Origin of the sequence: Neisseria weixii (genome assembly GCF_042658245.1) — a bacterium.
Classification (GTDB): Bacteria; Pseudomonadota; Gammaproteobacteria; order Burkholderiales; family Neisseriaceae; genus Neisseria; species Neisseria weixii.
Genome location: NZ_JBHSPY010000001.1, coordinates 309,581 through 336,256 on the forward strand (window position 1 = coordinate 309,581; position 26,676 = coordinate 336,256).

Consider the following 26,676-nt stretch of genomic DNA (forward strand, 5'->3'; position numbering starts at 1 on the left):
CTTCTTAGGCCGTCTGAAAACATTGTCCCATGCTGCGAACCAATTAAGCGCAGAACGCCCGTTTTCTTAAAGTTTCAGACGGCCTCAGCGTGAATATCCCGATGATATGCGCTGCTCCGCCCTCAGGTGCCGGCCTTGCGGCAAACCGTTGGCATTTTTCACTAAACAACGAGATATCTATGTCTAAAAATCACGAAGAATACCAAGATCAAGATGATAACCGTCCGTTAACCGTAGAAGAGCAACGTACTCGTCTGCGACAGCTCATCATCATGGGTAAAGAGCGCGGCTACATCACCTATGCGGAAATCAACGATGCCCTGCCGGACGATATGTCTGATGCCGACCAAATCGACAACATCGTCAGTATGATTACCGGCTTAGGCATCCAAGTTACCGAACAAGCACCCGATGCCGAAGACATTCTGCTCAGCGATAATGCCGCTACCATTACCGATGATGATGCCGTTGAAGAAGCCGAAGCGGCGCTCTCCAGCGCAGATTCCGAGTTCGGCCGCACCACCGACCCTGTGCGTATGTACATGCGCGAGATGGGGCAGGTTGACCTGCTGACGCGCGAAGACGAAATCATCATTGCGAAAAAAATCGAAAATGCATTTAAAAACATGGTACAAGCCATTTCTGCCTGTCCGGGTTCGGTCGCAGAAATCTTGGCCTTGATAGATCAAATCCGTAATGATGAAATCCGCGTCGACGAAGTGGTTGAAGCCATTATCGACCCGAATGAAGTATTACTGAACGAATTGGGCTTGGGTCATTTGGAAAGCAATGCTTCCGACGACACCGCAAGCAGCGATGATGATGACGACGAAGACGACAACGATGATGACAGCGCAGCCGATGCCGAAAGCATGACCGCTGCCAACTTGGAAGAGCTGAAGCAAAAAGTCTTGGATCATTTTGCCCAAATCGAAGTCGATTATGCCGAAATGACCGCGCAATTGGCCAAGCATCACAGCCAGCATCCGGCCTATTTGACCCACCGTGACGCCATCGCCAACAAATTGTTGGAAGTGCGCTTCTCAACCCGTCAAATTGAAAACCTGAGCAACAACCTGCGCGGCCGCGTCGACCAAATCCGCAAGCTTGAGCGAGAAATCCGCGACATCTGCTTAGACCGCGTACACATGGACCGCGAATACTTCATCAACAACTTCCTGACGAATATCACCGATTTAAACTGGGTGGAAGAAGAAGTTGGCAAAGGCCGCGTATGGAGCGATGCACTCGACCGCTTCCGCCACGCTATCATCGAGAAACAAACCGCGCTTTCCGATATGCAAAAAGAAACGCAAATCTCGATTGAAGAACTGAAAGAAATTAATAAAAACATGGCTGCCAGCGAGCGCGAAACCGCGGCAGCCAAGCAGGAAATGATTCAGGCCAACTTGCGTCTGGTGATTTCGATTGCCAAAAAATACACTAACCGCGGCTTACAGTTCCTTGATTTGATTCAGGAAGGCAACATCGGCCTGATGAAAGCGGTGGATAAATTCGAATACCGCCGCGGCTACAAATTCTCGACTTACGCTACTTGGTGGATTCGTCAGGCGATTACCCGTTCTATTGCCGACCAGGCACGTACCATCCGTATTCCGGTACACATGATTGAAACCATCAACAAGATGAACCGCATTTCGCGCCAATACTTGCAAGAAACCGGTGAAGAACCGGATTCAGCTAAATTGGCCGAGCTGATGGAAATGCCGGAGGACAAAATCCGCAAAATCATGAAAATCGCCAAAGAACCGATTTCGATGGAAACCCCGATCGGCGACGATGATGATTCACACTTGGGCGATTTCATTGAAGATGCCAACAACGTGGCACCGGCTGATGCCGCCATGTACTCCAGCCTGCACGAAGTAACCAAAGAAGTGCTGGAAAGCCTGACCCCGCGCGAAGCCAAAGTATTGCGTATGCGCTTCGGTATCGACATGAATACGGATCACACGCTGGAAGAAGTCGGCAAACAATTTGACGTCACGCGCGAGCGTATCCGCCAAATCGAAGCCAAAGCCCTGCGCAAACTGCGCCATCCAACCCGCAGCGACCGCCTGAAGAGCTTCTTAGACAGCGAAGACAACAAGCAGTAATGCTTGAATCCACAAAGCCGCAGATGATCATCATCTGCGGCTTTGTTTATCATTAATAAAAGGCCGAGACCTTTGCAAAAGCTCATAAACCACCAACACACCAACAAAACCAAAAAGCCGTCATTCCTGCGCAGGCGGGAATCCATCTAAAACTTCAGAAACCTATTTTATTCAATAGTTTGCCATATTCAAAAATGGATTCCCGCCTGCGCGGGAATGACGTCGGTTTTGTGTGCTGGCTTTTGAAGGAGTTTTGGCAAAGGTATCGGGCCGTCTGAAAGATTAACTTTCAGACGGCCTGTTCAATATCCATCAAACCGTTTGCACCCGCTGGCGATACTGACGGTATTTGCGCCACAGCCAAAAGCCAATCAGCAACAACACCGCCACCGCCAAAAACGGCACAAACAAACTCAATACCGCCATCACCGTTGCGATACCGGTTTCTGCTACCGACACCACCGGATTAGCCAAGCCAGCGGTGGCCGCCGTACTCGCCGCACGCGTAGTCGCGTTCACGCCTTTAATCGCCGCAGCCGCACCACCCCCTGCAATAATGGCCAATGTCCAAGTCACCGCAGGACTTAAGTCTGCCGTAGTAGAAGCCATCACCGCCGTCCCCGCCAAACCGGCCAGCGGCACGGCCAAGGTATCCAACAAATTATCGATAAATGGAATCAGATAAGCGCCGATTTCGACCACTGTTGCCACACCCAAAATAATCAGCGCAGGCGTGGAAGCCAGCCATTCAAAACTTTCATTAATCGGCCACAGCCCGAAATAAGCCGACAAACTCAGGGCAAACAGCGGCAAAAATACACGAAAGCCCGAACTCGCCGCCAAGCCTATGCCCAACGCAATACTTAAAATCGTGGTAAAAGTCATGATAAGTTTTCAAAATCAAATAATGCCTACTATACGCGCAAACAGGCCGTCTGAACAATCAAGATAGCGTTTTCAGACGGCCTGAATGCGCTCTGACCGATTTTTATGCGACAATGACCAACACCAACCTGTTCAGACGGCCTGCTGCCTCTTTGATTTTCCCTCATTTTGATTCAGCTATGCCGTGAAAACCACTAAGGAAAGCACATGAAAGCCCTGATCATCGGCGCAACCGGCGCGACCGGCAAGCCCCTTACCCAACAATTGCTGCAACATCCTGATGTTGGCCAAGTCACCGTATTCATGCGCAAACCGCTGGATTTTACCCACCCTCAACTCACGGTCGAAATCATCGACTTTGACAAACCACACTTGGCAGGATAAAGTCACGGGCGACGTATTGTTCAGCTGCCTGGGCACCACCATCAAACAAGCCGGCAGCCAAGCGAAGCAATACCAAATCGATTTCACCTACCAATACCAATTCGCCCAAGCCGCCCGACAAAACGGCGTGGCGCATTATGTGCTGGTTTCCGCCGGCATGGCCAATCCTAACTCTAAATCGTTTTACATGCGCATGAAAGGTGAATTGGAACAAGCCGTTAGCGCGCTGGATTTTGAATACACCAGCATCCTGCGCCCGCCATTGTTGAAACGCCCCAACAGCGACCGCAGCGGCAAAGTCTGGGCAGAAAAAGCTTTAGAATTTTTAAATGGCTTTGGCTTGCTGTTGGCACAAAAACCTTTGCCGACCGAACAACCCGCCACCGCCATGATTAAAAGCGTCACGCTCAAACGCACCGGCATTTTGGAAAAAGAAGATATTTGGGCATTGCTTGAAGCGTAAATTCAATTGATTGATCAAAGTAACATTCAATAAAAAGGCCGTCTGAAAACATGGGTTTCAGACGGCCTGTGTTTCACCTGCTTCAAATACAAAGCATCAATTATTCAACGCGTTTGCCCTCTTCAGCTTCTTCCGCTTCCTCATAAGCTTCAACGATTTTCTGCACCAAAGGATGGCGTACCACGTCTTCGCTGGTGAAGGTGTGGAAATAAAGGCCTTCCACGTTGGAGAGTTTTTCTCGCGCGTCCTTCAAGCCGGATTTGATGTTGCGCGGCAGGTCGATTTGGCTGATGTCGCCGGTAATCACAGCTTTGGCACCGAAACCGATACGCGTCAGGAACATTTTCATCTGCTCGGGCGTGGTGTTTTGCGCTTCGTCCAAAATTACATACGCGCCATTCAGTGTGCGGCCGCGCATATAGGCCAGCGGGGCAATTTCAATCAAGCCTTTATCCATCAGCTTGGTGACTTTGTCGAAGCCCATCAAATCATACAGCGCGTCATACAAAGGGCGCAGGTAAGGATCGACTTTTTGTGCCAAATCACCCGGCAGGAAACCGAGTTTCTCGCCCGCTTCCACCGCCGGACGCACCAACACAATGCGCTCGATTTGGTGTTTTTCCATCGCGTCCACCGCTGCGGCCACGGCCAAATAGGTTTTACCGGTACCGGCCGGGCCTAAGCCGAACACGACGTCGTAATTGAGCAAGGCGCGAATGTAACCGTTTTGACGCGGCGTGCGCCCGCCGATGCTGCCGCGTTTGGTGCGGAAATAGTATTGGTGATCGCGGTGTTTTTCTTCATGTTTTTCATCGGCGGTTTTCGCTTCGATGGCTGCCAACTGAATCACATGATCATCCAATTCGCCTTTTTCGGCGGTTTCGGCCAAAGCCAGCAGCGCACGGCGACCTGCATGGGCGAGTTCGCCCATAAAGGTGAAATGTTCGAAACGGCGGCTGATTTCGATATCCAAAGCCTTGGCCAAGGTGTCCAAATTGCCGTCGAGCGCGCCGCACAGGCGTTGCAGCACGGTATTGTCGATGTCTTCAAATTGCAGATGAACGGTATGGCTCATGTTTTTTCTTTTTCCAATCAAATAATTTCTGTTTCATTGTTATAAGGCTTAGTGGGCAAAAATTCAATGCGCGGCGGTGTTTTTTTCATGATAAATTTGGCAATACCGATAAAAATAAAATACAATTCATTATCATTTATACTTTAAATTACCGATAAGCCGTCTGAAAAATTAACATAGAGACCTTTGCAAAACCCTAGATTTGAGTACAGTTCAAAGTTGTAGCAGCGCAGAAAGCGAAGACATATCATAAAAAGGCTAAGCTTTCGAGCAGCGCACAACGAAGAAATGCGCCAAAGATAGGGATTTTGCAAAGGTCTCACACAAGGAGTTCATCATGAATAATCTCTGGCAACAATATCAAGCCAACAAAGCCGCCCGCAAGGGCATGTATTTTCCACGTGAAGGTGCGGCGGATTTGGGCGTCAGCGAAGGCGCATTAATGGCCGATGCGCCTCAAAGCGTGTATTTGGGCAGCAACATCCGTGACGTGGTACTCAAGCTTCACGCTTTGGGCGAAGTGCAATGTGTGGTGCGCAATGATGTGTGCGTGCATGAAAAACAAGGCGTGTATGAAAATGTCAGCTTGGCGCCGACTTCGGGCATCGCGCTCAATATCGGCGGCATCGATTTACGGATTTTTCCTGCGCGTTGGCAACATGTTTTGGCGGTGACCAACCGCGACGGCGATAAGGTTTCGCGCTCAATTCAGTTTTACGATGAATTCGGCACCGCGCTGCAAAAAATGAATTAGGGAAAAATCATCGCCACCAGCACACCGCAAGACGTGAGGCGCGAAAATTTGCTGCAACGGCTTTATCATTGGCCCATACGACGCATCCACGATGAAACAGGTTTGTACTTCCGTGTATAATAAAAAGCCGTCTGAAATATTAATATTCAGACGGCTTTTTATTACTTTTGTTAATGGTTGGCAATTTTACCTTAAATATATGAAAAATTAATAAAGTAATTCATCGTATTTGCATACGCATTCATCAATCATCACAGTCCAACATTCAAACGCTTCAAAGCCACACGCGATTCTTTATCACCGACTGCGGCAGATTTTTGATACCATTCAATGGCTTCCTGCAAATCTTCGCTTTCCGACATACGGCCCAAAGCAGTCATGGCAGAAGCCGAATAAGTGTCGCCTTGGCGGGCAGAAAGTTCATACCATTTTAAGGCTTGTTCACGGTTTTGCGTGACACCAATGCCTTGTTCGTAACAATAACCTAGCCAGAATTGGCCGGTCGCATCACCCCATTGGGCGGCTTTACTGAATTCGGCCACGGCGCGGCGGACGTTTTTCTTTACGCCGTAGCCGTTTAAATACATGATGCCGATGTAACGCGGTGCACTCATGTGTCCGGCGGCGGAAGCTTGGGTGAAATAAGTCATGGCTTCGACATAATGTTGCGCTTCATAAGCATCCTTTCCTTTTTCAACCAAATCAAAGGCTTGATGTTGCGCTTGGTTTGCAGGGAGGTTATTGGCTTGCGTATTTTGGTTGGGTGCGTGGCAGGCACTGACGGCCAATGCCGTAATCAATAGTGGTATCCATTTCATTGCATTCCCCCTGAAATTTGTTTATCAGCTTTCGCTATTTATTGAACATTATAAGCCGTCTGAAAAAATATTGTCGTCAAAATAGCTGTTTTTATGCGCTTTTTATGTTACATTACAATTCTTTGCGCGCATCGCCGCATTGATAACACAGCATGTTGCATTTGCATTATCAATAAAACCTGCGAAAACTAAATACCTGCCAATCAGCATATCAATTTAAGGAACCGCCATGTCTACGCTTGATTTTATCCGCGATGACGTGAAAGCCATGACCGCTTATCACGTCGCCGACCTGCCCGAAGGCTTTATCAAATTGGATGCGATGGAAAGCCCGTATCACCCGTTTGCCGGTCCGCCTGAGCTGTTAAACGAATGGACGGCGCTGTTGGCTCAGGCCGATGTACATCTCTATCCCAATCCTGCCGCCAGCGGCTTGCAGGAAGCGTTGCGTGAAGCTTTTGCCATTCCTGAAGCAGCAAGTGTCGCTTTGGGCAATGGTTCGGACGAATTAATTCAATTCATTACCCTACTATTGGCCAAACCCGGCGCAACCATGCTGGCGGTGGAACCGGGCTTTGTGATGTATAAGCAAAATGCAGCTTTGTTCGGCATGAATTATGTCGGCGTGCCGCTGAATAACGATTTCACGCTTGATTTAGCGGCCGTTTTAGCTGCCATTGAAGCACACAATCCCGCGCTGACCTTTATCGCCTACCCCAATAATCCGACCGGCGTGCATTTTACACGCGAAGAAGTCGAAGCAGTGATTCGTGCAGCAAAAGGTATTGTGGTGGTGGACGAAGCCTATGGCGCGTTCAGCGGCGACAGTTTCCTGCCGCAAGCCGGCAGCATGGATAATTTGGTGGTGATGCGCACTGTCAGCAAAATCGGTTTTGCCGGTATCCGTATCGGCTACGCCGCCGGCAGCGCAAACATCATGAACGAATTGGCCAAAATCCTACCACCCTATAACATGAACCAATTAAGCTTGGCCACGGCAAAATTTGCCATGCAACACTTTGAAATTATTAATGACAATGTGTTAAAATTAAAAGCCGAACGCGAACGCATGTTTGCCGAATTATCTACCATAGGCCGTCTGAAAGCCTTTCCGAGCGAAGCCAATTTCATTACCGTCCGCGTACCTGATGCGGTCGGATTATTTAACACTTTAAAACAAAACAACATTCTGATAAAAAAGCTGCACGGCAACCATCCGCTCTTGGATCAATGCGTCCGCCTGACCATCGGATCTCCCGAGCAAAATGATGCCGTCTTAAACATTATCCGCAAGCTTTACGCTTAAACACGAGACTTGTCACCATGAATAAAACCAAACGCCATTTAGACAATCTGTATTTACTGATTGAAGAAGCCGGTTCGCTTACCAAGCTGGCGCGCCAATGCGGTTATGAAAACGCCGCCTCCCTGTCCCAACTCAAACGCCGCTTGGAAGAACAAGTTGACGATGAAAAAGCACGCGGCATCCGCCCGAGCTTGGCACAGAAATTAGAACAAGGCATGAGCAAACGCAAAGGCTGGCTTGACCGCGACCACGGCAAAGACAAAGAAAAAGCCGCGGCGCAAGAGCAGGCAGCAGAAACCGCTAACCTTACCCTGATTCAAGGCGGTATGCCGTCTGAAAACAGCGTGGTACAAATCGCCACCGAAGGCCGCTATGTCAGCGTGACCCGCAACACCAGCGAAACCCAAATCAGCGTACAGCTCAATCTGGATGGCAGCGGTATCGGCCGTTTCGATACCGGTGTGCCGTTTCTCGACCACATGCTCGACCAAATCGCCCGCCACGGTTTAATTGACTTGGATATCGTGTGCAAAGGCGACTTACATATCGACGACCACCACACCGTTGAAGACATCGGCATCACCGTAGGTCAAGCCTTGAAACAAGCCTTGGGCAACAAAATGGGCATACGTCGCTACGGCCACGCCTATGTGCCGTTAGACGAAGCCTTAAGCCGCGTGGTGCTCGACCTCTCCGGCCGCCCGGGTTTGGAATACAACATCGAATTTACCCGAGCCATGATTGGCCGATTCGATGTGGATTTATTCAGCGAATTCTTCCACGGCTTGGTAAACCACAGCATGATGACGCTGCACATCGATAACCTGCGCGGCAAAAACGCCCACCACCAAGCCGAAACCGTGTTCAAAGCCTTCGGACGCGCCCTGCGCATGGCAGTAGAATACGATGAGCGCATGACCGGTAAAATGCCTTCGACCAAAGGCACATTGACTGCTTAATCCAGCCATTCAAATTCAAACCGTATTTCAGGCCGTCTGAAATACGGTTTTTTTAATTTAGTGAGATTTTTAACATTATACGTCTAAAATAACCTTATATTTATCAAGGTTATTTCAATAATCTATACAATGAATTGAAACAAACATCGCAAATATTTTCTAATTTCCATATTAAATCTGTTTCACTACAGATTAACCATTCCTTAATATTATTACTTTGTTTGTCATTTTAACCATATTAAATATGATAAAATTTTTGAATTTTTATCAAGATGTATGCCTATAATTAATTAATTTAATTTCCGACACTTAATATTTATCTTTACCATTTCATAAAATAGACATGTCAATAACCACACTTTTTTTATGATATTTAGTTTTTATTCGTTTAAAATAATTCATATTATAACATTAAAATTAGTTTAAATTAAACGTCCAAATATGAAATCCGCCTATCAAAATACTTGACCGAATATCTAGTAAAGAGTTACCATAAATACACTTAAATCTTAAATTAATTCCATATTATAAAAATATTAGCATAATATTACAAAAATTAAAAAATAATTGAAATTTAAATTCAATATTACTACTATTTAATCAAAATACATTCTCAAGCACATGAAAACGTTCTTTTTTAAATGATAAAAGATTTTTAATTTATTAAATTTTAAATAAAGGAAGATTTTATGTCTGGAACTGTGAATCAGATTCCCACCTTTCAAACGCTAATCAGTGCTTCAAAGACCCAACGCAGCAATGATTCAGTCTTAGCTACCAAAACCACAGCCTCAGGCATCACTTATACAGTTTATTCCAACAGTAAATTTGGTAAATACATTGATGCCGGCCAATTCGGCACCGACAAAACCGGCAAAACCGACAGCTCGGCGGCCATCAAAGCTGCGCTTGAAGTGGCCAATAAGGAAAAAGCTGCCGTATATTTGAGCGGCAAACTGTATATTGCGGATCAAATCGTCATTGATAAATCTTTGAGCAACGTAAAGGGTTTGTTTGGAGACGGCATGGGCGCAACCAAAATCAGCTTTGATACCAAGCAAGACGGTGTTTTCAACTCAAACAACAACGACGGCGATATTCGAAAATATGCCGGTATTTTGGTCGATGGCGTCAACAACGTAAATATCTCGAATTTATCCATTGAATACACGCACACCAGTGATTTCTACCGCAAAGGCCAAAGTTACTTCGGCAAGATAACTGGTATTTTGGTCAACGATGCCGACAACACCCTGATTTCGGGTGTAGAAGCCTCAGGCGCCAACCGTGCGGGAATTTTGTTTACCTCAACCAGCGCCACCAACAAAGACAGCCGCACCGGCACCACCTACAAAACCCGCGTAGAAAATGGTGAAATCGATGAAACCGACGCCAGATTGCCTTTGGGTGAAAACAATCGAATTGAAAACAGCTATCTGCACCACAACCGCGTTGGCGGCGCATTAGTCGCCTATCAAGAAGATTTTGTAGCCAACGGCAATATCGCAGCCTGGAACGGCTCGCAATACGATGGCGGTACCGGTTACGGCATTGCTGCTTTGGCAGGCACCTACAATTTCGGTATCACCTATACTAACAACTACACCGACCACAACTACCGCAAAGGCTTGGATGTACATGACGGTACCGACATTGTGATTAAAAACAACGTCTCCAATGGTGACCGCTTATATGGCATTGCCGTTTATAACCGCCAATACGCCATGGATGATGTCGTCATTAAAGACAACACCGTTATCCAAGATCCAAGCTTCCGCCTTTATCATGATGACGATTTAGGTCAGTTTTATCATGGTTATGGCGGCATCCAATTGGAAACCAACACCCAGCGTCGTGACTTACACACGGAAAACAACGCCAATTATGAAATCAGTGGCAATAAAATCAGCGGCTTAGCTGTTCATCGCGATGCCCTGCATACTTACGGCATTGAATTTCGCAATCATGAGCATTCCATCGATTACACCGTCAACATCACCGACAATACCATCGAAGGAACCAGTAGCAAGTATCTGATTGCCGCAATTAACGACACTTCGCTAAATGGTAAAAATGGCGCCGGTTCCGGCACGATTAATATCTCTGGCAACACCGCCGACATCGGTGAAATCGTGAAAGGCACGGTACCGATTTACGTTGAAGAGAAAAACGCTTCCGATACTTTACGCGGCAGCGTGACGGTCAGTGACAACGACATCAGCATCAATAAAACCAGCGGCGTGGTCGAAGGTGTGCAATTGATTGGTAATGCCAAAACATACGCCGTTACCGACAACAACTTTGCTTTAAAAGGTATTTTAGACAAATCCATCATCAGCTTTATCGGCACCAGCAATAAAGAAAGCGCCAGCGTAACCGTCAGTGATAACGACTTAGTAACCAGCTCACGCGTCAAGCTGACGGCAGATTGGCTGCAACACAAAAACGCGTCTTATGTGGCCATTGATAATACGCACAACGGCAAAACAATGGATGTTTACTCCAACTTAAATACCAAGCAGCTAAAATCGTTCAACGATACTAAGGAAGCGGCCGACGCGATAGAAAAAGAATTGACCACCGTTTTCGACATCGATAAAAATGCCTTTAAAGTCAACGCCCTTTTTACCGCCTACGACCAAGCGAAATTAGGTGAAGCCAAAGCTTATTCATACGATGCTTTAGATGACACCTATACCATCAATACCTTAAATTCACTCGGTATTTTATAATCTCAATCAAAGGCCGTCTGAAACAGATTCTTTCAGACGGCCTTTTCTTTCTTTGCTATAATCGCGGTTCTCCAATCCAATCATTTCTCTATCATGCCAAACGTTCTTGTGCTTCAACACTCTGATTTCTCACGCTGCGATTTAAGGGCATTGCACAGCCTCAAGCTGGCTGAGCCGCAATACACACCTCACAGCCTGCGTTTTGCCGTAGCCGAAGATTTTACCCTGCCCGCTGCCACTAAAACCGAACTTGACCGCCAAGAAATTGATGCTGCGGTGTTGCCCGATATGGCATTTAACGATTTGGGGCTGATTGTCAGCGACATGGATTCCACGCTGATTACCATCGAATGTATCGATGAAATCGCCGCCGGTGCCGGCTTGAAAGAACAAGTAGCCGAAATCACCGAACGCACTATGCATGGAGAACTGGATTTCGAGCAATCCTTACGCAGCCGCGTGGCGCTACTCAAAGGCTTGGACGAGCAGTTTTTGTACGACGTATATGAAAACGTGTTGCAGTTGTCGCCCGGCTCCGAATATTTATTGGCCGAGTGCAAAAAACACGATGTGAAATTCCTACTGGTTTCCGGCGGTTTTACCTTCTTTACCGAGCGCCTGCAACAACGTCTCGGCTTTGAATATCAGTTTGCCAACGTTTTGGAAATCACCGATGGCAAACTCACCGGCCAAGTATTGGGTGACGTGGTGGATGCACAAAGAAAACAGGATTTGTTGAACGAATACCGCGACAAACTCGGTTTAACCGCTTCAAAAACCTTAGCCGTGGGCGATGGTGCTAACGACATTCCTATGCTGGAAACCGCCGGCATCGGTATAGCCTACCGTGCCAAACCAAAGACACAACTGCATGCCGATGCCTGCATTAATTTTGGCGGATTAGAACGCATTCGCGGCTGGTTCCGTTAATCGCCTTACCAAGCAAAAGGCCATCTGAAACCCGATATTTCAGACGGCCTTTTGATTAAATACTCAGCGTTTTTCCTGTTTGCGAATCAGGTAAACCGCCCAAACCGCAAAGATAATGGTCGGCAACGCGCCGGCCAAGAAAGGCGGTACGCCATAAAGCTGGCTGGTAAAACCAAAAAAGCGGCCGGCGAAATGGAAGGCCAAGCCTAAACAAATACCGCCAAACAGTTTCAAACCCATATTGCCGTGGCGCGTGGTTTGCGGGGTAAACGCATAAGCCACCAAAGCCATCACCAAGGCGGCAATCGGATACATGACTTTGCGCCACCAAGCAATCGAATAGCTCTGCGTTTGCTGATGGTTGTCTTTCAAATGCATGATATAAGTAGTGAGTTCGGATACCGACATCTGATCTGGATCGACCAGCAATACATCCAGCAATTTGCTGTTGAGTGCGGTTTCCCAGCGTTGCTCAGCTTCTGTCCTCACTTCAACACGATTACCGTGAAGCACACTGTGGCGCACGTTTTTTAATTGCCAGCTACCGTCAGCATTCAACACCGCCGATTCGGCTTCGCCGGCTTGCTCCAATTCATATTTTTCATTGTACTGCCAAAATTTTACGCCCAAAAGAGTTTTATCGGGCAGCATTTCACGCACATTAATAATGTTGTTTTTTTCTTTCAGCCACAAACCGGTGTCGCCGGCGGTGAGCTTGCCGTTGATGGCGGTGGTTTTCAAGTTTTCCGCGCGTTGGCTGAGTTTCGGCGCAACCCATTCACCCAAGGCCACAGTAGCCAACGCAAAAATCAAACCGAATTGCGCCAAAATCAGCAGCAGCTTTTTGGTACTCAAGCCGCTGGCTTTCATCACCGTCAATTCACTGCCTGCCGCCAACTGGCTCAAGGAAATCAAGCCGCCGATTAATACCACCAAAGGCATCAATTCATAGGCGCGCGCCGGCATCTGCAGCAGCACATATTGCGCCATTTTCGCGCCATCATAACCCCCTTTGCCAAGATTGCCGACTTCGTCAATCACTTCAAAAAAGCTGTATAAAGCCAAAAACGCCAGCAACGCATACAAGGCCATTACGGCCATTTGGCGGATAATATAACGTGAAATCAGATTCATTTTCCGCCTTTCAAACTCAAGCTTTTTGCCACAGCCTGCCAAAACGGCTGCGCCGGCATACTGCGTACACACAACAACACCACAGCAACAGCAAACATCAGCACATGCATCGGAATCAGCCCAATGAAGAAATGGATTTTACCGCTCTCCACCGCGTTGCGTAAAAAGGTCAGGCCGTTTTGATAAATCAGGAATAAACCAATGGCAATTAGGATATTATAAGTGTGGCCGGTGCGCGGATTAAAATATGAAAGCGGCACCGCCAGCATAGTCAGCAGCAAAATGCTGATCGGCAAAGACACACGCCACATTAATTCGGCTTGGTGCTGTGGGTTGTCACTGCCGATTAATTGCGAGGTCGGAATGGTGCGGCGGTGAGAAACCGGATCGACGATTTTCGGTGTGGTGCTGATAATCAGGCTCAGCTTTTCAAACGAAACTTGATTGTAATCGGCCTGCCCCGGCGTGCCGCTGTAGCGGTAACCGTTACGCAATTCCAATGTGCGTTTATTGTCAGTCAGCGCAAAATTTCCTTCTTTGGCAAACACAACGTTGTCGTTGCCTTTATCATCTTGCTCGCGCAAAAACAGGTTTTTCATCACGCCCGAGTCGGCATCGAAGGTTTCCACAAAATAAACACGGTTGTTACGCTTGCCCAAAGCGTTGAATTCACCCGCCTCCACCAAAGAAAGCTCTTGTTTCTGCTTCAAAATTTCGGCATATTCGCGGCTGCGCAGCTCCACCCACGGCATCACCCAAAGCTGCATCACGGCAATCAAGACCGCAAACGGTACAGCAAACTGCATCACCGGTTTAATCCATTGCTTCAAAGCCAAACCGCTGGAGAGCCACACCGACATTTCGCTGTCGCGCCAATAACGGGTCAGTACCGTCAACGTGCTGATAAACGCCGTCAACACCATCAGCAACGGCGTCATGCCGATGACCCAGAAGCCGACCAACGCCAACACGGCATCAATCGCTACCCGCCCATCGGCGGCGCGCCCAAGCAGGTTAATCGCTTGCGTCGATACCAATACCGCCAGCAGCACCACAAAAATGCCGACTGCGGTAAAAGACAATTCTTTAATAAAATTTCTTTGATAAATCATATAATTGCTGTTTCAAGCTGGGCGGCGTAAAGCCGGTTGGCAGGTTCTCGCTGTTATTCTTTACAGGCCGTCTGAAACGCAATAATGCAAACGCGCAACCTGCCGGTATCATGAAATAAGGTTTCAGACGGCCTGATGATGGAGTACAATCATTCCGTCTTTCTCACACGGCGCCAAGCCGTCTGAAACATCCGAACACCCATATTCAATCAGGAGAATAAACGTGGAATTTAGCACAAAAGCCGAAAAATTGCAGCCGAATCAGGCAGGCGCAGCGTTATTTATTTGTACGGAAGAAACCCAACTTCACCACGAGACCGCCCTTGCCCTATTCCGCGCATTGGAAGAAGACCAAACTTTTGCCGAAACCAAAACCCTTTCTGCTGACGGTTTACAAGCCGTAGCCTTCGTGTATTTGAAAGATCTTGAACGCACCACCCTCGACAAAGCCGCCGCCGAAGCCGCCAAATGGGCGCAGAAACAAGAAACAGTGAGCGTTGACATCATGCCGTTTTGCGAAATCAACGCCCCGCGCGTGGCCGAAGCCTTTGCCGTGGCATTCGGCAACGCGGCCTACCGTTTCGACCGTTACAAAAAAGAAGCCAAACCGGCGAAGCTGACCCACACTGCTTTCCATACCGAACACGCTGAAAAAGTTGACCGAGCTGTCAAAGTAGCCGATGCGCAAGTGTTCGGCCAAAGCCTTTGCCGTGATTTGGGCAATGCCGCGCCAAACGAATGCACGCCGGATTTTTTAGCCGCCACCGCCAAATCCGAAGCAGAAAAATTGGGCGCTCAGGCCAAAATCATCGAAAAAGACTACATCAAAACCAATATGGGTTCGTTTTGGGCGGTTGCCAAAGGCAGCGTACAAGACCCTTATTTAATCGAGCTCTCTTACTTCGGCGCCGCAGAACAAGAAGCCGCCCCCATTGTGTTGGTCGGCAAAGGTATTACCTTCGACACCGGCGGCATTTCATTGAAACCGGGCTTGAACATGGATGAAATGAAATTCGACATGTGCGGCGCAGCCACCGTGATCGGTACCTTCTGCGCGGCCGTGAAGCTGCAATTGCCGGTTAACCTGATTGCGATTGTACCGACTTGCGAAAACATGCCATCGGGCATGGCCACCAAACCGGGCGACATCGTCACCAGCATGAAAGGCTTGAGCATCGAGGTGTTGAATACTGATGCCGAAGGCCGTCTGATTTTGTGTGATGCGCTCACCTACGCCGAACAGTTCAAACCCAAAGCCGTCATCGATGTCGCCACCCTCACCGGTGCCTGCATCATCGCCTTGGGTCACGACGTCAGCGGCCTGATGGGCAACAATCAGGAATTGGTTGACAGCCTGCTGGCTTCATCTAAAGAAGTCAACGACAAAGCATGGCAGCTGCCGTTGTTTGACACTTATAAAGAACAGCTCAAGTCCAACTTTGCCGACCTCCCGAACATCAGCACACCGGGCGCCGGCACCATTACCGCCGCCACTTTCCTGTCGCATTTCACCGAAGCTTACCCATGGGCGCATCTCGACATCGCAGGCACCGCATGGAAATCCGGCAGCGAAAAAGGTGCTACCGGCCGCCCTGTTCCTTTGTTGCTGAATTATTTGCGCCATGTGAAATAAGTTTAATTCATCACGCAGGCCGTCTGAAAAAATGTTTTTCAGACGGCCTTTGTTATAATTCAACACAATTCAATCTTACTTGATACTGCCATGCCCAAAGCCACGTTTTACACCCATGTCGCCCAACCTGCCATTTTTATCTGCCGTTTGGCTGCCCGTGCAATTCGCGGTGACGGCCGGGTATTGGTTTGGTCGGATTCGGCCGATACGATTGCACGCCTTGACCGCGGTTTATGGCAGCAGGATGCGGAAAGTTTTATTGCGCACGAGATTTGGCAAACCGGTGAAATAATGCCGTCTGAAACGCCTGTTTTACTGGCTAGCGGCAACACCTTACCCACGCTTCCTGCCGACATCACCGTTTTGAATTTATCGCCCGATTTTTGGTCGGACGCGGCGCATCCGCCCGAGCGTGTACTGGAAATCGTCGGCAACAGTTTGGAAGATTTGGCTGAAGCACGCGAACGATTCCGCGCTTACCGCCAAAGCAGTTTCAATATCGAACATCACAAAATGGAAGGTAAAGCATAAACGTGCAGACGGCATAGGCCGTCTGAAATCCACTCATCATCTTTACAAATCCAACGATAATTTTTCAGACAGCCTGATTTATTTTCAGGCGTCCTGGGCTATAATGACGTTTCTCTTTTTCATTCAAAGAAACAGCATTATGAACAAAACTTTCAAATTCAGCGCGCTGGCTCTGGCCGCCGCCTTGTCATTGGTTGCTTGTGAGAAAAAAGATACAGGCGCAACTCCTGCAACGGCTTCTGCTGCTTCCGGTGCAGCAAACGGCGTAGATGCCATTGGGACACCGGCGCAACAAGCCAGCTACGCAATGGGTGTGGACATCGGTCGTTCTTTGAAACAAATGAAAGACCAAGGTACCGACATCGACCTGAAAGTATTCAATGAAGCCTTACAAACCGTGTATGACGGCAAAGAGCCGAAAATGAACGAAATGCAGGCGCAAGAAGTGATGATGAAATTCCTGACCGAGCAGCAGGAAAAAGCGCAAGCCAAACGCAGTGAAGATGCCAAAGCCAATCTCGAAAAAGGCGAATCTTTCCTGAAAGAAAACGCGGCTAAAGAAGGTGTCAAAACCACCGCTTCCGGTTTGCAATATGTGATGAAAAACGAAGGCACCGGCAAGAAACCAACCAAAGAAGATGTGGTTACCGTAGAATACGAAGGCCGCTTGATTGACGGCACCGTATTCGACAGCAGCAAACAAAACGGCGCCCGGCCGGTAACCTTCCCGGTAAACCAAGTGATTCCGGGTTGGCAAGAAGCTGTACAATTGTTGAAAGAAGGCGGAGAAGCAACCTTCTTTATCCCGGCCAAACTGGCTTACGGCGAACAAGGTGCGGGCGACAAAATCGGTCCGAATTCCGCCTTGATTTTCGATGTGAAATTGGTGAAAGTCGGCGGTGCAGAAGATATGCCTGCCCAACCTGAAGTACAAATCAAAAAAGTGCAATAATCTTTTGTGATGCCGAACAGGCCGTCTGAACATTTTCAGACGGCCTGTTTATATAAGAATTATGCCCCATTGTATTAACGGTTTTCTCATTTCCGCCGGTTTGATTATGGCTATCGGCGTACAAAACTCACTGGTACTGAAACAGGGCTTATTGCGCCAGCATGTTTGGCCGGTGGTGCTGTTGTACTGACTGGTGATGGGATGCTGGAGACCTTGGGCTTATTTGGCTTAAGCGCCTTACTCTCCGACAGCCTGAGAATTATCTGGCGCGCCGGCCTTGGCAGGTGCCTTATTTGTATTGGCCTGTAGCACAATGATCGCCAAACGCGCATGGCAAGGCAGCAATTATCTCACCGTGAATACCGAAAACCACCTTCCTCCCTCTGCCTTAAAAATCACCGCTACTACGCTGGCGCTCACCTTGCTCAATCCGCATGTGTCCATCGATACCATAGTGTTGATTGGCGGCAGCACAGCCCATTAGGACCAAACCGCCAAACCATTCTTTTTAGCAGACGCCATCACCGCATCAGAGGTTGTGGTTCGGCGGATTAGGCTTCGGCTTCGCGGCTGCTATTGCCGCTGTTCCGACACGAATAAGTGTGGCAACTACTCGATGGTGTGATTGCTTTGGTCATATTCTATTTGGCTTTCGGGCTATTGAAACAAACTGTGAACATCTTTATTATGTAAATATTATGTAAATTCAAGGCTGCAGCCTTTGTCAAATCAGCATCTTCTTTGGTACATTTCTGCGTAATGCGCTACAATTATCGAAAACGCGCTATGTGGTGGAACAGCGTTTTGGCAGCGTTGCACTGTAAATTCCACCATCATCGTACTGCTTATATCGGGTTATTGTTATATCGGGTTATTGAAAGTCACTGCGCAAAATCATTTGAACGCAATTATGTCTCAATCTGCTGAAAGTTGCCAACAGGCTGAGACCTTTGCAAAACCCCGGGTTTGAGTACAGTTCAAAATTATAGCAGCACAGAAAGCAAAGACATATCATAAAGACAGGCAAGCTTTCGAGCAGCGTATAACGAAGAAATGTGCCAAAGATGGGAATTTTGCAAAGGTCTCAGGTTTTGTGTGTCTGCGCACGAAGGGGATATGTTCCTAAATAAACTTAATCATAGGCAACGAGGAACATCTAATATTAAAAAGCTTATTTGATAACTTAAGTAATATTTTTTTATTCTGGCTAGGCCTTTGAAAGGTTTCGGCCTAACTATTCTTTGGCATTCGATTCCGTTAACACTCCCGAAGCGTTATCACCAACAACACACTTAACTATTATTAACTATTAATAGGCCGTCTGAAACGGCTTTAGGATTATGAACTTATTCCGCTTAACTTTATGGGGCATTGTTACCCTATCCGCCGCCGCCGCATGCGGTTCTTTCGTTTTGCAGTACATTGTCGGCGTGAATCCTTGCGTACTGTGTATTGTGCAGCGCTTAATGGTGTTGGCCGTCGGCTTTGTTGCTTTGCTCACCGCATTTAACCGTCAACTTTCCCTTGCTGCCCGTACCGCGAGCGCATTCTTGGTCAGCATTCCGGCACTTTACGGCATGGGCGTGGCCATTTACCAAATCTGGATTCAAAGCCTGCCCGCCGGCACCGCTCCTGCCTGCGGTGCGCCGTGGACTTTCCGCCTACGTGATTGGCCGCTGTTTGAATGGTACGAACCGATTGTGCGCGGCTTTGGCAATTGCGCCGAACCGGATTACATCTTTGGCGTTGCCCTACCGGTGTGGAGCGCTTTGTATTTTGGCTTTGTCGTGTTATTGGTGTGGGGCATGTGGTTTAAAACCCGTCAGATACGAGTTTGAGATGGAGTCAAGGCCGTCTGAAATATTTCAGACGGCCTGTCTAAATAAAAAAAGCAGGCTGATTTCAGTCTGCTTTTTTTCATATCTACTGCCCAACAGGATTTATTCCAAATCCAATACAGCCGAAGTGTAAACGTTTTGTACGTCGTCCAAGCTTTCCAACGCTTCGAGCAGCTTTTGCATTTTCACGGCATCTTCGCCAGTCAGCACGGTTTCATTTTGCGCCCGCATAGTCACATCACCATCCACCGATTTAAAGCCGGCTTCTTCTAATGTGGCTTTCACGCCTGCCCAGTCGTTTGGTGCGGTAATGACTTCAATCATGCCTTCCTCATCGACAAGCACGTCTTCCGCGCCCGCTTCCAAAGCGGCTTCCATCAACGCATCTTCATCCGCATCGGCGAAAACCAAATAGCCTTGGTGCTCAAAATTAAAGGCCACGCAACCGTCAGTGCCCAGATTACCGCCGTTTTTGGTAAACGCATGGCGAACATCGGCCACAGTGCGGGTTTTGTTGTCGGTCATGCAGTCAACCATCAAAGCTGCGCCGCCGATACCGTAGCCTTCGTAACGCAATTCGATGTATTCCACGCCTTCCAAATTACCTGTGCCTTTGTCAATCGCGCGCTGCACGTTGTCTTTCGGCATGTTGGCATCCCATGCTTTGTCCATAGCCAGACGCAAACGCGGATTGGCTGCCGGATCGCCGCCGCCCAATTTGGCCGCAACGGTGATTTCTTTAATCAGTTTGGTAAAAATTTTGCCGCGCTGCGCATCGACGCGCGCTTTTTTGTGCTGGATATTCGCCCACTTACTATGGCCTGCCATGTGGATTCCTTTCGATTTTTTGCGTTTGATAACCGATTAAAATAAGCATGGGTTTATGCCATTCTTATTTTAATCAATCACGTACATGCATGAGTCATTCTATTTTCAAAATGCGTATTTTATCATAAGTTTTTTGCGGCCGAAAACTTTCAGACGGCCTGTATGTCCGCTTGGTATAAATCAATTTTATGTTAAATTCCGTTATATCCATTCAGTTTTTGTATTCTCTTGAGTCGAGATTAGGCGTATGATGCCGAAAATGTTTCTTTATTAAAGAAAATATGATAAAGAGCATTCGGATAATCCCTATCCGGCCAACGGCCTGCTCGCCTGAGGTGTCTAAACGGGATTAAAGCGGAGTAGTTGCCGCTGTGTATTTCACGTTGATTAACTTTTTATTTTTTGAGGTTTATTATGGAAGCAACATTGTCTGCGCTGGTGGGCGTGGTCAATAAAGTGCTGTGGGATTACCTGCTGATGTATGCCTTAATCGGTATTGGCTTGTTTTTCACGGTTTATTTGGGTGCGCCGCAGATTACCAAACTCGGTGCAGGTTTTAAATCGGTTTTCGGCGGTTTGTTCGGTAAAAAAGACGGCACCGATAAAGATCAAAAGTCTCTTTCCCAATTTCAAGCTTTGGCGGTCGCCATTTCTGCCCAAATCGGCACGGGCAACGTGGCCGGCGTCGCCACAGCGATTACTGCCGGCGGCCCGGGTGCGATTTTTTGGATGTGGCTCTCAGCCATACTGGGCATGTCGACAATTTTTTCCGAAGCGGTTTTGGCACAAAAATACCGCGTCGTCAGCCACGGCAAATACATCGGCGGCCCGGCATTCTATATTACCCACGGCTTAACCCCAAAAATCGGCCGGCCTGCCGCCCGCTTTTTGTCGGGCTTCTTCTCCGTCGCCATCATCATCGCCTTGGGCTTTATCGGCAATGCCACACAAGCCAACTCGATTGCTTCCGCGGTCACTGTGGCATTTCATGCTCCGGCATTGGCGGTGGGCATTGTATTGGCGGTATTGGCCGGTTTGATTGTCATCGGCGGTGTCAACCGGATTGCCAATGTGGTGCAGTTTGTGGTGCCGTTTATGGCGGTAATTTACATTTTATGCGCGGTGGTGATTTTGTTTAAATTTTCCGCCCACATCGGTCCGATGATCCAGCATATTTTTGTGGCGGCTTTCGATCCGAGCGCAGTGTTGGGCGGCGCGGCCGGTATCGGTATGCGAGAAGCCATCCGCTACGGCGTGGCACGCGGTTTGTTTTCCAATGAAGCCGGTATGGGTTCGACCCCGCATGCCCACGCGACCGCCAACGTAAAGCACCCCGTGCAGCAAGGCATGGCGGCATTTGTCGGCGTGTTTATCGATACCTTATTGGTCTGCACCGCCACCGCGCTGATTATCCTGCTCACCGATGCCAATACTTTGGGCTTAAAAGGTGCCGCAGTGACCCAACAAGCTTTTATCATCGCATTCGGCGATTTCGGTGGTCAATTGCTGGCCGTGTGCCTGGCTTTCTTTGCCTTTACCACCATCATCGGCTGGTATTATTTCGGTGAATCCAACATCCGCTTTTTGTTCCGCGGCAAACATTTAGGCTTTTACCGCTCGTTGGTTTTGATTGCGATTGTGCTGGGCACTTTGGGCAAGGTTGATTTGGTGTGGAGTTTATCGGATATGTTTAACGGCTTTATGGTCATTCCGAACTTAATCGCGCTCTTCCTGCTGCGAAAAGAAATCCGCGCGGTGTACGACGATTATTTGGCGCAAACCAAAGCCGGCCAAGCATTGTCTTACCAATACGAGTTCCATGAATTTCACGATAAGAAATAGTCAAAAAAACCTCTCCGTTTCTCGGAGAGGTTTTTCCAATAAAGGCCGTCTGAAACTTATAAAACATAAAAATAAATACAGATAAACTGCGCCAAACTGCCCGCCATCACGAACAAATGCCAAATACCGTGACCGTATTTGATTTTGGTGTCGTTCACAAACCAATAAATCCCGGCACTATATAACACGCCACCCAAAGCCAGCCAAAACAAACCGGCTGCCGACAAGCTCTTTGCCAGCGGATACATCGCCACCAAAATCAACCAACCCATCACCACATAAATTACCAACGACAATAAGCGTTTTTCGCTTTTACACCCGATGGTCAACTCCTGAATGATGCCGAATAAAGCCAGCCCCCAAGACACACCGAACAGCGACCAGCCCCAGCCCCCCCTTCAGCGTCACCAGTGTAAACGGCGTATAACTGCCCGCAATCAGCAGATAAATCATGCAATGATCCACCTTCTGCAACACCGCCTTGACTCTCGGCTGAGGAATGCTGTGATACAGCGTCGAGCCCAAATACAACAGCAGCAAGCACACACCATAAGTAATCGCGCTGGCAAGCTTGTAGGGATTAAAATCCTCAACTGCCTTCACAATCAGCAACACCATGCCGGTCAATGCCAGCAGCACGCCGGCCAAATGGCTATATGCATTAAAACGCTCACCTTGATACATAGCTTTATTTCTCATCATGGATGACAGCCAACAGTGTACGCCGATTCCCTGAATAAAAGGCCGTCTGAAAGATAAAAATAGGTTAACTACTTTTTTATCAAATGAATGATATTTAAATAAATCATTTAGGGATAAAACAAAAGCCTTACTGAATCCAGTAAGGCTTTTGTTAAGTATGTGGCACGCCCACGGGGAATCGAACCCCGGTTACCGCCGTGAAAGGGCGATGTCCTAACCGCTAGACGATGGGCGCGGAATAAAGGATTTTTCTTAGCTGGCGCACCCGGAGCGATTCGAACGCCCGACCCTCTGGTTCGTAGCCAGATACTCTATCCAACTGAGCTACGGGTGCATCCTCATCACTTCGCTGTTGCGCTGTGAATCAAGAAGAGCGAATAATAAAGAATTTACTGAAATGTGTCTAGTGCATTTTCAATTATTTTTTTGAGATTTTTAATAAATATTTGAAATAAAATTAAATAATTTCAGCGCAACATGCCTAAGCCGGATAAATCCTGTGCCATCTTGGCAGCAGCATTGTCGGTCATACCGCCGACAAAATCCAAAATTTTCATATAGGCTTGGTAAAGGGTGTCATCTTCAGTGATCGGGTCATCGTTTTTGAACAGTTCCAATATTAATGATTGGCGCGAATCAACCTGCCTATCCTCCAAATACGCGTAAGCCGCCGGCACGAGCAAATCCAAAATCGAGCCCAAGCATGGGAACGTGGCGATTTCAGTGATCAGCTTGGTATGATGGCGGAAAATGCGCGTGCGCGCCAAATCTTTGGCCTTCTCGAGCGTGTTCTGTACTTCGGGGCTGCACAAGGCAATTAAGTCTTTGCCTTTGAATTCGCCGTTGAGCAAATCGGATTGGTGTTTCATAAAGGTTTGCGCAACATCATCAATCGCCCGACCAATGGCAATACCGCGCAGCATGGCGCAACGCTGGCGGCTGGATTGGGCATGCCATGTACTTTCAGTAAAGGTCAGCTCGGATAATATGCTCTCAACTTCGGTATCACTCAGCAAATCCAGCTCAACCGCATCTTCCAAGTCCAACAAGGCATAGCAAATGTCATCGGCGGCTTCCATCAGATAAGAAAGCGGATGACGCGCCCAATGGTTTTCGCCCAATTGAAGCAAGCCCAATTGTTCGGCAACACATTGAATAAAGGGCAGCTCGGTTTGGTAGATATTGAATTTTTTTCTGCCGTTGGGATGCTGCGTGGTCCACGGATATTTCAGTAAAGCGCCGATGGTGGCTGCCGTCAGGCGCATACCGCCGCGATTGCGGTACATTTCCAAAGTCGCCAAAATGCGTAAGCTGTGGGCATTGCCTTCATAAGTTTGCACATCATTGCGCTCAATGTCGCTCAAGCCTTGCAGATAGCGGCTGTGTTGCGGATTTCGGAACCAATCCCGCAACGCGTCTTCACCGGTGTGGCCAAACGGCGGATTGCCCAAATCATGGGCCAAACACGCGACCTGCACCACTGCGCCAATATCACTCGGCGTATTGCCCAAAGGCAAAAATTCACCGGCTTGCAACATCATGCCGACACGGTTGCCCAAGCTCCTGCCGACACTGGCCACTTCCACGCTGTGGGTTAAACGGTTGTGGGTCAAATCATGTTCGGCAAAAGGATGAACTTGCGTTTTACGCCCCAAACGGCGGAACGAGCCGGAAAACACCACACGGTCGTAATCGATGTGAAAGTCGGTGCGCAAGGCATCCATGCCTTCTTGTGTGGACGGCGTCACCGTCGGCACAATACTGCCGTCTTTCACGCGGAAGCGTTGGGTAGACAATAAATCCTGCCAGTTCATTTTTGCCTGCATGATAAGGTTCCGTATCGGTTTAATGATTTGACTATACAATAAATTAAGGCCGTCCGAAAGTTTCAGACGGCCTCACAATGACAACTTATTTATTACCGCGCATCAATTCAAAAAATTCGTTGTTGTCTTTGGAATCTTTCAACTTGCCGACCAAAAACTCGGTGGCTTCGATTTCATCCATCGGATGCAGGAATTTGCGCAGCAGCCACATGCGTTGCAACTGGTCGTTTGGCACCAGCAATTCTTCGCGGCGGGTGCCGGATTTGTTGATGCTGATGGCCGGGAACAGGCGTTTTTCAGCCATACGTCGGTCGAGGTGCAGTTCCATATTGCCCGTGCCTTTAAATTCTTCGTAAATCACGTCGTCCATGCGGCTGCCGGTTTCGACCAAAGCAGTGGCGATGATGGTGAGCGAACCGCCCTCTTCCACGTTACGCGCCGCACCGAAGAAACGTTTCGGACGGTGCAAAGCATTGGCATCGACACCACCGGTCAGAATCTTGCCCGAAGCCGGCACCACGGTGTTGTAAGCACGCGCCAAGCGGGTAATCGAGTCGAGCAGAATCACCACGTCTTTTTTATGTTCGACCATGCGTTTGGCTTTTTCCAACACCATTTCAGCCACTTGAACGTGACGTTGTGCCGGCTCGTCAAACGTAGAAGACACTACTTCGCCTTTTACACTGCGGCTCATCTCGGTCACTTCTTCCGGACGCTCGTCAATCAGCAATACAATTAATTCGACTTCGGGATTATTGGCCGTAATCGCGTGGGCAATATTTTGCAGCATCACGGTTTTACCGGTTTTCGGCGGCGCAACCAACAAAGCGCGTTGACCGCGGCCAATTGGCGACACCAAATCAACCGCACGGCCGGTGAGGTTTTCTTCGGCCTTAATGTCACGCTCAAGCTTTAATTGTTTGGTTGGGAATAAAGGCGTTAAGTTTTCAAACAAAATCTTGTGCTTGCACGCTTCCGGATCGTCACCGTTGATGGTATCCAAGCGCACGAGGGCGAAATAGCGCTCGTTGTCTTTCGGCACGCGCACGCTGCCTTCGATGGTGTCGCCGGTGTGCAGATTAAAACGGCGGATTTGGCTTGGGGAAACGTAAATATCGTCAGGACCGGCCAGATATGAAGTGTCGGCGCTGCGTAAGAAACCGAAACCGTCAGGCAGGATTTCCAAAGTGCCCGAACAGGTAAAGCTTTCGCCCTGCTTCATTTTTTGGCGCACAATGGCAAAAACGAGGTCTTGCTTGCGTAAGCGGTTGGCATTTTCGATGCCGTGCTCTTCAGCCATTTCCAACAATTTGGAAATGTGTAATGTTTGTAATTCAGAAACGTGCATAATGAGTGATTTTGATAGAATTGAAGACGACAGAGGCCGTCTGAAAGAATAGATGATGCCGTATGAAAGGCATATTCTGAAAGAAGTGGGATTTTAGGCGGTCAGGCTTTTCGTGTCAAATATTATCCGTATTTGGTCGGGATTGGGGATAGAAGGCCGTCTGAAAAACATGCTTTCAGACGGCCTTAAGCTTACATGGCGTAATTCATCACTTCGGCAGAAGCAACCGTTTTATCGCTAAACTCAAATGCAGTATAGCGATAGCTTTCACTGCTGAAGAAATTCTTCACGCTGACCTGGTCACTGTCACCATAAGCATTAACGACCAGATCGTTACCCAAACGGCTGAATACAGCATCTGAAAAATCGCTTCCCTCAAAAATCAGTAAATCAGTATGCTCGGCTTTACTGCCGTAATCGGAAACCGTATCCCGTCCGTGGCCTTTGGCGAAGACGTAGGTATCGGCTTCGTAAGTGCCGCCTTCCAAGTAATCATTGCCCGCGCCA

The 26,676-nt window shown here is 48.3% G+C and carries 24 protein-coding genes, 2 tRNA genes and 1 pseudogene; 15 read left to right on the plus strand and 12 right to left on the minus strand.

The window, feature by feature from the left end; translation table 11 throughout:
- Positions 1 to 173: 173 nt before the first annotated feature.
- Positions 174 to 2,117: an RNA polymerase sigma factor RpoD gene (gene rpoD / locus ACFPVS_RS01655; RefSeq protein WP_123803819.1), complete on the plus strand. Its 1,944-nt coding sequence runs from the start codon at positions 174 to 176 to the stop codon at positions 2,115 to 2,117.
- A gap of 312 nt (positions 2,118 to 2,429) precedes the next feature.
- Here the strand turns inward: rpoD and ACFPVS_RS01660 are convergent, their stop codons facing one another.
- The gene (locus ACFPVS_RS01660) at positions 2,430 to 3,002 is read right to left on the minus strand and encodes a DUF4126 domain-containing protein (protein ID WP_373753352.1); all 573 of its coding nucleotides are present in this window, start codon (positions 3,000 to 3,002) and stop codon (positions 2,430 to 2,432) included.
- A 207-nt stretch (positions 3,003 to 3,209) separates the two neighbouring features.
- Between ACFPVS_RS01660 and ACFPVS_RS01665 the strand changes: the two genes are divergently transcribed.
- Together ACFPVS_RS01665 and ACFPVS_RS01670 are read left to right on the plus strand one after the other, a co-directional pair.
- Complete coding sequence (locus tag ACFPVS_RS01665; protein WP_198345330.1) at positions 3,210 to 3,386, plus strand: Rossmann-fold NAD(P)-binding domain-containing protein; 177 nt, start codon at positions 3,210 to 3,212, stop codon at positions 3,384 to 3,386.
- Complete coding sequence (locus ACFPVS_RS01670; protein WP_198345329.1) at positions 3,361 to 3,849, plus strand: Rossmann-fold NAD(P)-binding domain-containing protein; 489 nt, start codon at positions 3,361 to 3,363, stop codon at positions 3,847 to 3,849. The genes ACFPVS_RS01665 and ACFPVS_RS01670 overlap by 26 nt, the downstream gene beginning before the upstream one ends.
- Positions 3,850 to 3,949: 100 nt before the next feature.
- Here ACFPVS_RS01670 and ACFPVS_RS01675 read toward each other — a convergent pair whose 3' ends face one another.
- Positions 3,950 to 4,924 carry a PhoH family protein gene (locus tag ACFPVS_RS01675; RefSeq protein ID WP_096294752.1) on the minus strand — a complete coding sequence of 325 codons (975 nt, stop codon included), beginning with the start codon at positions 4,922 to 4,924 and terminating at the stop codon, positions 3,950 to 3,952.
- A gap of 337 nt (positions 4,925 to 5,261) precedes the next feature.
- Here ACFPVS_RS01675 and ACFPVS_RS01680 point away from each other — a divergent pair, with 337 nt between their 5' ends.
- Positions 5,262 to 5,678 (plus strand): ChuX/HutX family heme-like substrate-binding protein, encoded by a 417-nt coding sequence (locus ACFPVS_RS01680; RefSeq protein ID WP_232507495.1) that lies wholly within the window; start codon positions 5,262 to 5,264, stop codon positions 5,676 to 5,678.
- Positions 5,679 to 5,929: 251 nt separating this feature from the next.
- On the opposite strand, the gene ACFPVS_RS01685 is transcribed toward ACFPVS_RS01680, so the two are convergent.
- A complete protein-coding gene (locus tag ACFPVS_RS01685; protein ID WP_096294751.1) occupies positions 5,930 to 6,496 on the minus strand; it encodes a tetratricopeptide repeat protein in 567 nt (188 codons plus the stop codon).
- 229 nt (positions 6,497 to 6,725) lie between these two features.
- Between ACFPVS_RS01685 and hisC the strand changes: the two genes are divergently transcribed.
- The 4 genes from hisC (at position 6,726) to serB (ending at position 12,423) form a co-directional block, all read left to right on the plus strand.
- On the plus strand, positions 6,726 to 7,802 hold the full coding sequence (gene hisC, locus ACFPVS_RS01690) for a histidinol-phosphate transaminase (protein ID WP_096294750.1): 1,077 nt from the start codon (positions 6,726 to 6,728) through the stop codon (positions 7,800 to 7,802).
- A 17-nt stretch (positions 7,803 to 7,819) separates the two neighbouring features.
- A complete protein-coding gene (hisB, locus tag ACFPVS_RS01695) occupies positions 7,820 to 8,761 on the plus strand; it encodes an imidazoleglycerol-phosphate dehydratase HisB (protein WP_096294749.1) in 942 nt (313 codons plus the stop codon).
- A gap of 689 nt (positions 8,762 to 9,450) precedes the next feature.
- Positions 9,451 to 11,493: a right-handed parallel beta-helix repeat-containing protein gene (locus ACFPVS_RS01700; RefSeq protein WP_096294748.1), complete on the plus strand. Its 2,043-nt coding sequence runs from the start codon at positions 9,451 to 9,453 to the stop codon at positions 11,491 to 11,493.
- Positions 11,494 to 11,586: 93 nt separating this feature from the next.
- Positions 11,587 to 12,423, plus strand: a complete 837-nt coding sequence (serB, locus tag ACFPVS_RS01705; protein WP_096294747.1) for a phosphoserine phosphatase SerB — start codon at positions 11,587 to 11,589, stop codon at positions 12,421 to 12,423.
- A gap of 63 nt (positions 12,424 to 12,486) precedes the next feature.
- Here serB and lptG read toward each other — a convergent pair whose 3' ends face one another.
- On the minus strand, positions 12,487 to 13,557 hold the full coding sequence (gene lptG, locus ACFPVS_RS01710; RefSeq protein ID WP_096294746.1) for an LPS export ABC transporter permease LptG: 1,071 nt from the start codon (positions 13,555 to 13,557) through the stop codon (positions 12,487 to 12,489).
- Positions 13,554 to 14,669 carry an LPS export ABC transporter permease LptF gene (gene lptF, locus ACFPVS_RS01715; RefSeq protein WP_096294745.1) on the minus strand — a complete coding sequence of 372 codons (1,116 nt, stop codon included), beginning with the start codon at positions 14,667 to 14,669 and terminating at the stop codon, positions 13,554 to 13,556. Before lptF ends, lptG begins: the two co-directional genes overlap by 4 nt.
- Positions 14,670 to 14,892: 223 nt before the next feature.
- On the opposite strand from lptF, the gene ACFPVS_RS01720 reads away from it, so the two are divergent.
- The 6 genes from ACFPVS_RS01720 (at position 14,893) to ACFPVS_RS01745 (ending at position 19,623) form a co-directional block, all read left to right on the plus strand.
- On the plus strand, positions 14,893 to 16,302 hold the full coding sequence (locus ACFPVS_RS01720) for a leucyl aminopeptidase (protein ID WP_096294744.1): 1,410 nt from the start codon (positions 14,893 to 14,895) through the stop codon (positions 16,300 to 16,302).
- A 90-nt stretch (positions 16,303 to 16,392) separates the two neighbouring features.
- Complete coding sequence (locus ACFPVS_RS01725) at positions 16,393 to 16,833, plus strand: DNA polymerase III subunit chi (RefSeq protein WP_096294743.1); 441 nt, start codon at positions 16,393 to 16,395, stop codon at positions 16,831 to 16,833.
- A gap of 139 nt (positions 16,834 to 16,972) precedes the next feature.
- Complete coding sequence (locus ACFPVS_RS01730) at positions 16,973 to 17,785, plus strand: FKBP-type peptidyl-prolyl cis-trans isomerase (RefSeq protein WP_096294742.1); 813 nt, start codon at positions 16,973 to 16,975, stop codon at positions 17,783 to 17,785.
- A gap of 61 nt (positions 17,786 to 17,846) precedes the next feature.
- Positions 17,847 to 17,975, plus strand: coding sequence for a hypothetical protein (locus ACFPVS_RS01735; RefSeq protein WP_255419103.1), 129 nt, complete (start codon positions 17,847 to 17,849; stop codon positions 17,973 to 17,975).
- Positions 17,976 to 18,062: 87 nt separating this feature from the next.
- A complete protein-coding gene (locus tag ACFPVS_RS01740; RefSeq protein ID WP_096294741.1) occupies positions 18,063 to 18,269 on the plus strand; it encodes a hypothetical protein in 207 nt (68 codons plus the stop codon).
- A gap of 856 nt (positions 18,270 to 19,125) precedes the next feature.
- Complete coding sequence (locus ACFPVS_RS01745) at positions 19,126 to 19,623, plus strand: disulfide bond formation protein B (RefSeq protein WP_096294740.1); 498 nt, start codon at positions 19,126 to 19,128, stop codon at positions 19,621 to 19,623.
- 102 nt (positions 19,624 to 19,725) lie between these two features.
- Here ACFPVS_RS01745 and ACFPVS_RS01750 read toward each other — a convergent pair whose 3' ends face one another.
- Positions 19,726 to 20,451: a YebC/PmpR family DNA-binding transcriptional regulator gene (locus ACFPVS_RS01750; RefSeq protein WP_096294739.1), complete on the minus strand. Its 726-nt coding sequence runs from the start codon at positions 20,449 to 20,451 to the stop codon at positions 19,726 to 19,728.
- 414 nt (positions 20,452 to 20,865) lie between these two features.
- On the opposite strand from ACFPVS_RS01750, the gene ACFPVS_RS01755 reads away from it, so the two are divergent.
- Positions 20,866 to 22,293 (plus strand): alanine/glycine:cation symporter family protein, encoded by a 1,428-nt coding sequence (locus tag ACFPVS_RS01755; RefSeq protein ID WP_096294738.1) that lies wholly within the window; start codon positions 20,866 to 20,868, stop codon positions 22,291 to 22,293.
- Positions 22,294 to 22,349: 56 nt separating this feature from the next.
- Here the strand turns inward: ACFPVS_RS01755 and trhA are convergent.
- The 6 genes and pseudogenes from trhA to ACFPVS_RS01785 form a co-directional block, all read right to left on the minus strand.
- Positions 22,350 to 22,977: pseudogene (trhA, locus tag ACFPVS_RS01760) on the minus strand (PAQR family membrane homeostasis protein TrhA).
- A gap of 178 nt (positions 22,978 to 23,155) precedes the next feature.
- A tRNA-Glu gene (locus tag ACFPVS_RS01765) sits at positions 23,156 to 23,230 on the minus strand.
- 22 nt (positions 23,231 to 23,252) lie between these two features.
- Positions 23,253 to 23,329: transfer RNA gene (locus tag ACFPVS_RS01770), tRNA-Arg, on the minus strand.
- A 133-nt stretch (positions 23,330 to 23,462) separates the two neighbouring features.
- Positions 23,463 to 24,821, minus strand: coding sequence for a deoxyguanosinetriphosphate triphosphohydrolase (locus ACFPVS_RS01775; protein ID WP_198345328.1), 1,359 nt, complete (start codon positions 24,819 to 24,821; stop codon positions 23,463 to 23,465).
- Positions 24,822 to 24,906: 85 nt separating this feature from the next.
- Positions 24,907 to 26,169 (minus strand): transcription termination factor Rho, encoded by a 1,263-nt coding sequence (rho, locus tag ACFPVS_RS01780; protein WP_096294736.1) that lies wholly within the window; start codon positions 26,167 to 26,169, stop codon positions 24,907 to 24,909.
- 191 nt (positions 26,170 to 26,360) lie between these two features.
- On the minus strand, positions 26,361 to 26,676 hold a 316-nt coding region (locus ACFPVS_RS01785; protein WP_378595237.1), incomplete at its 5' end, for a calcium-binding protein.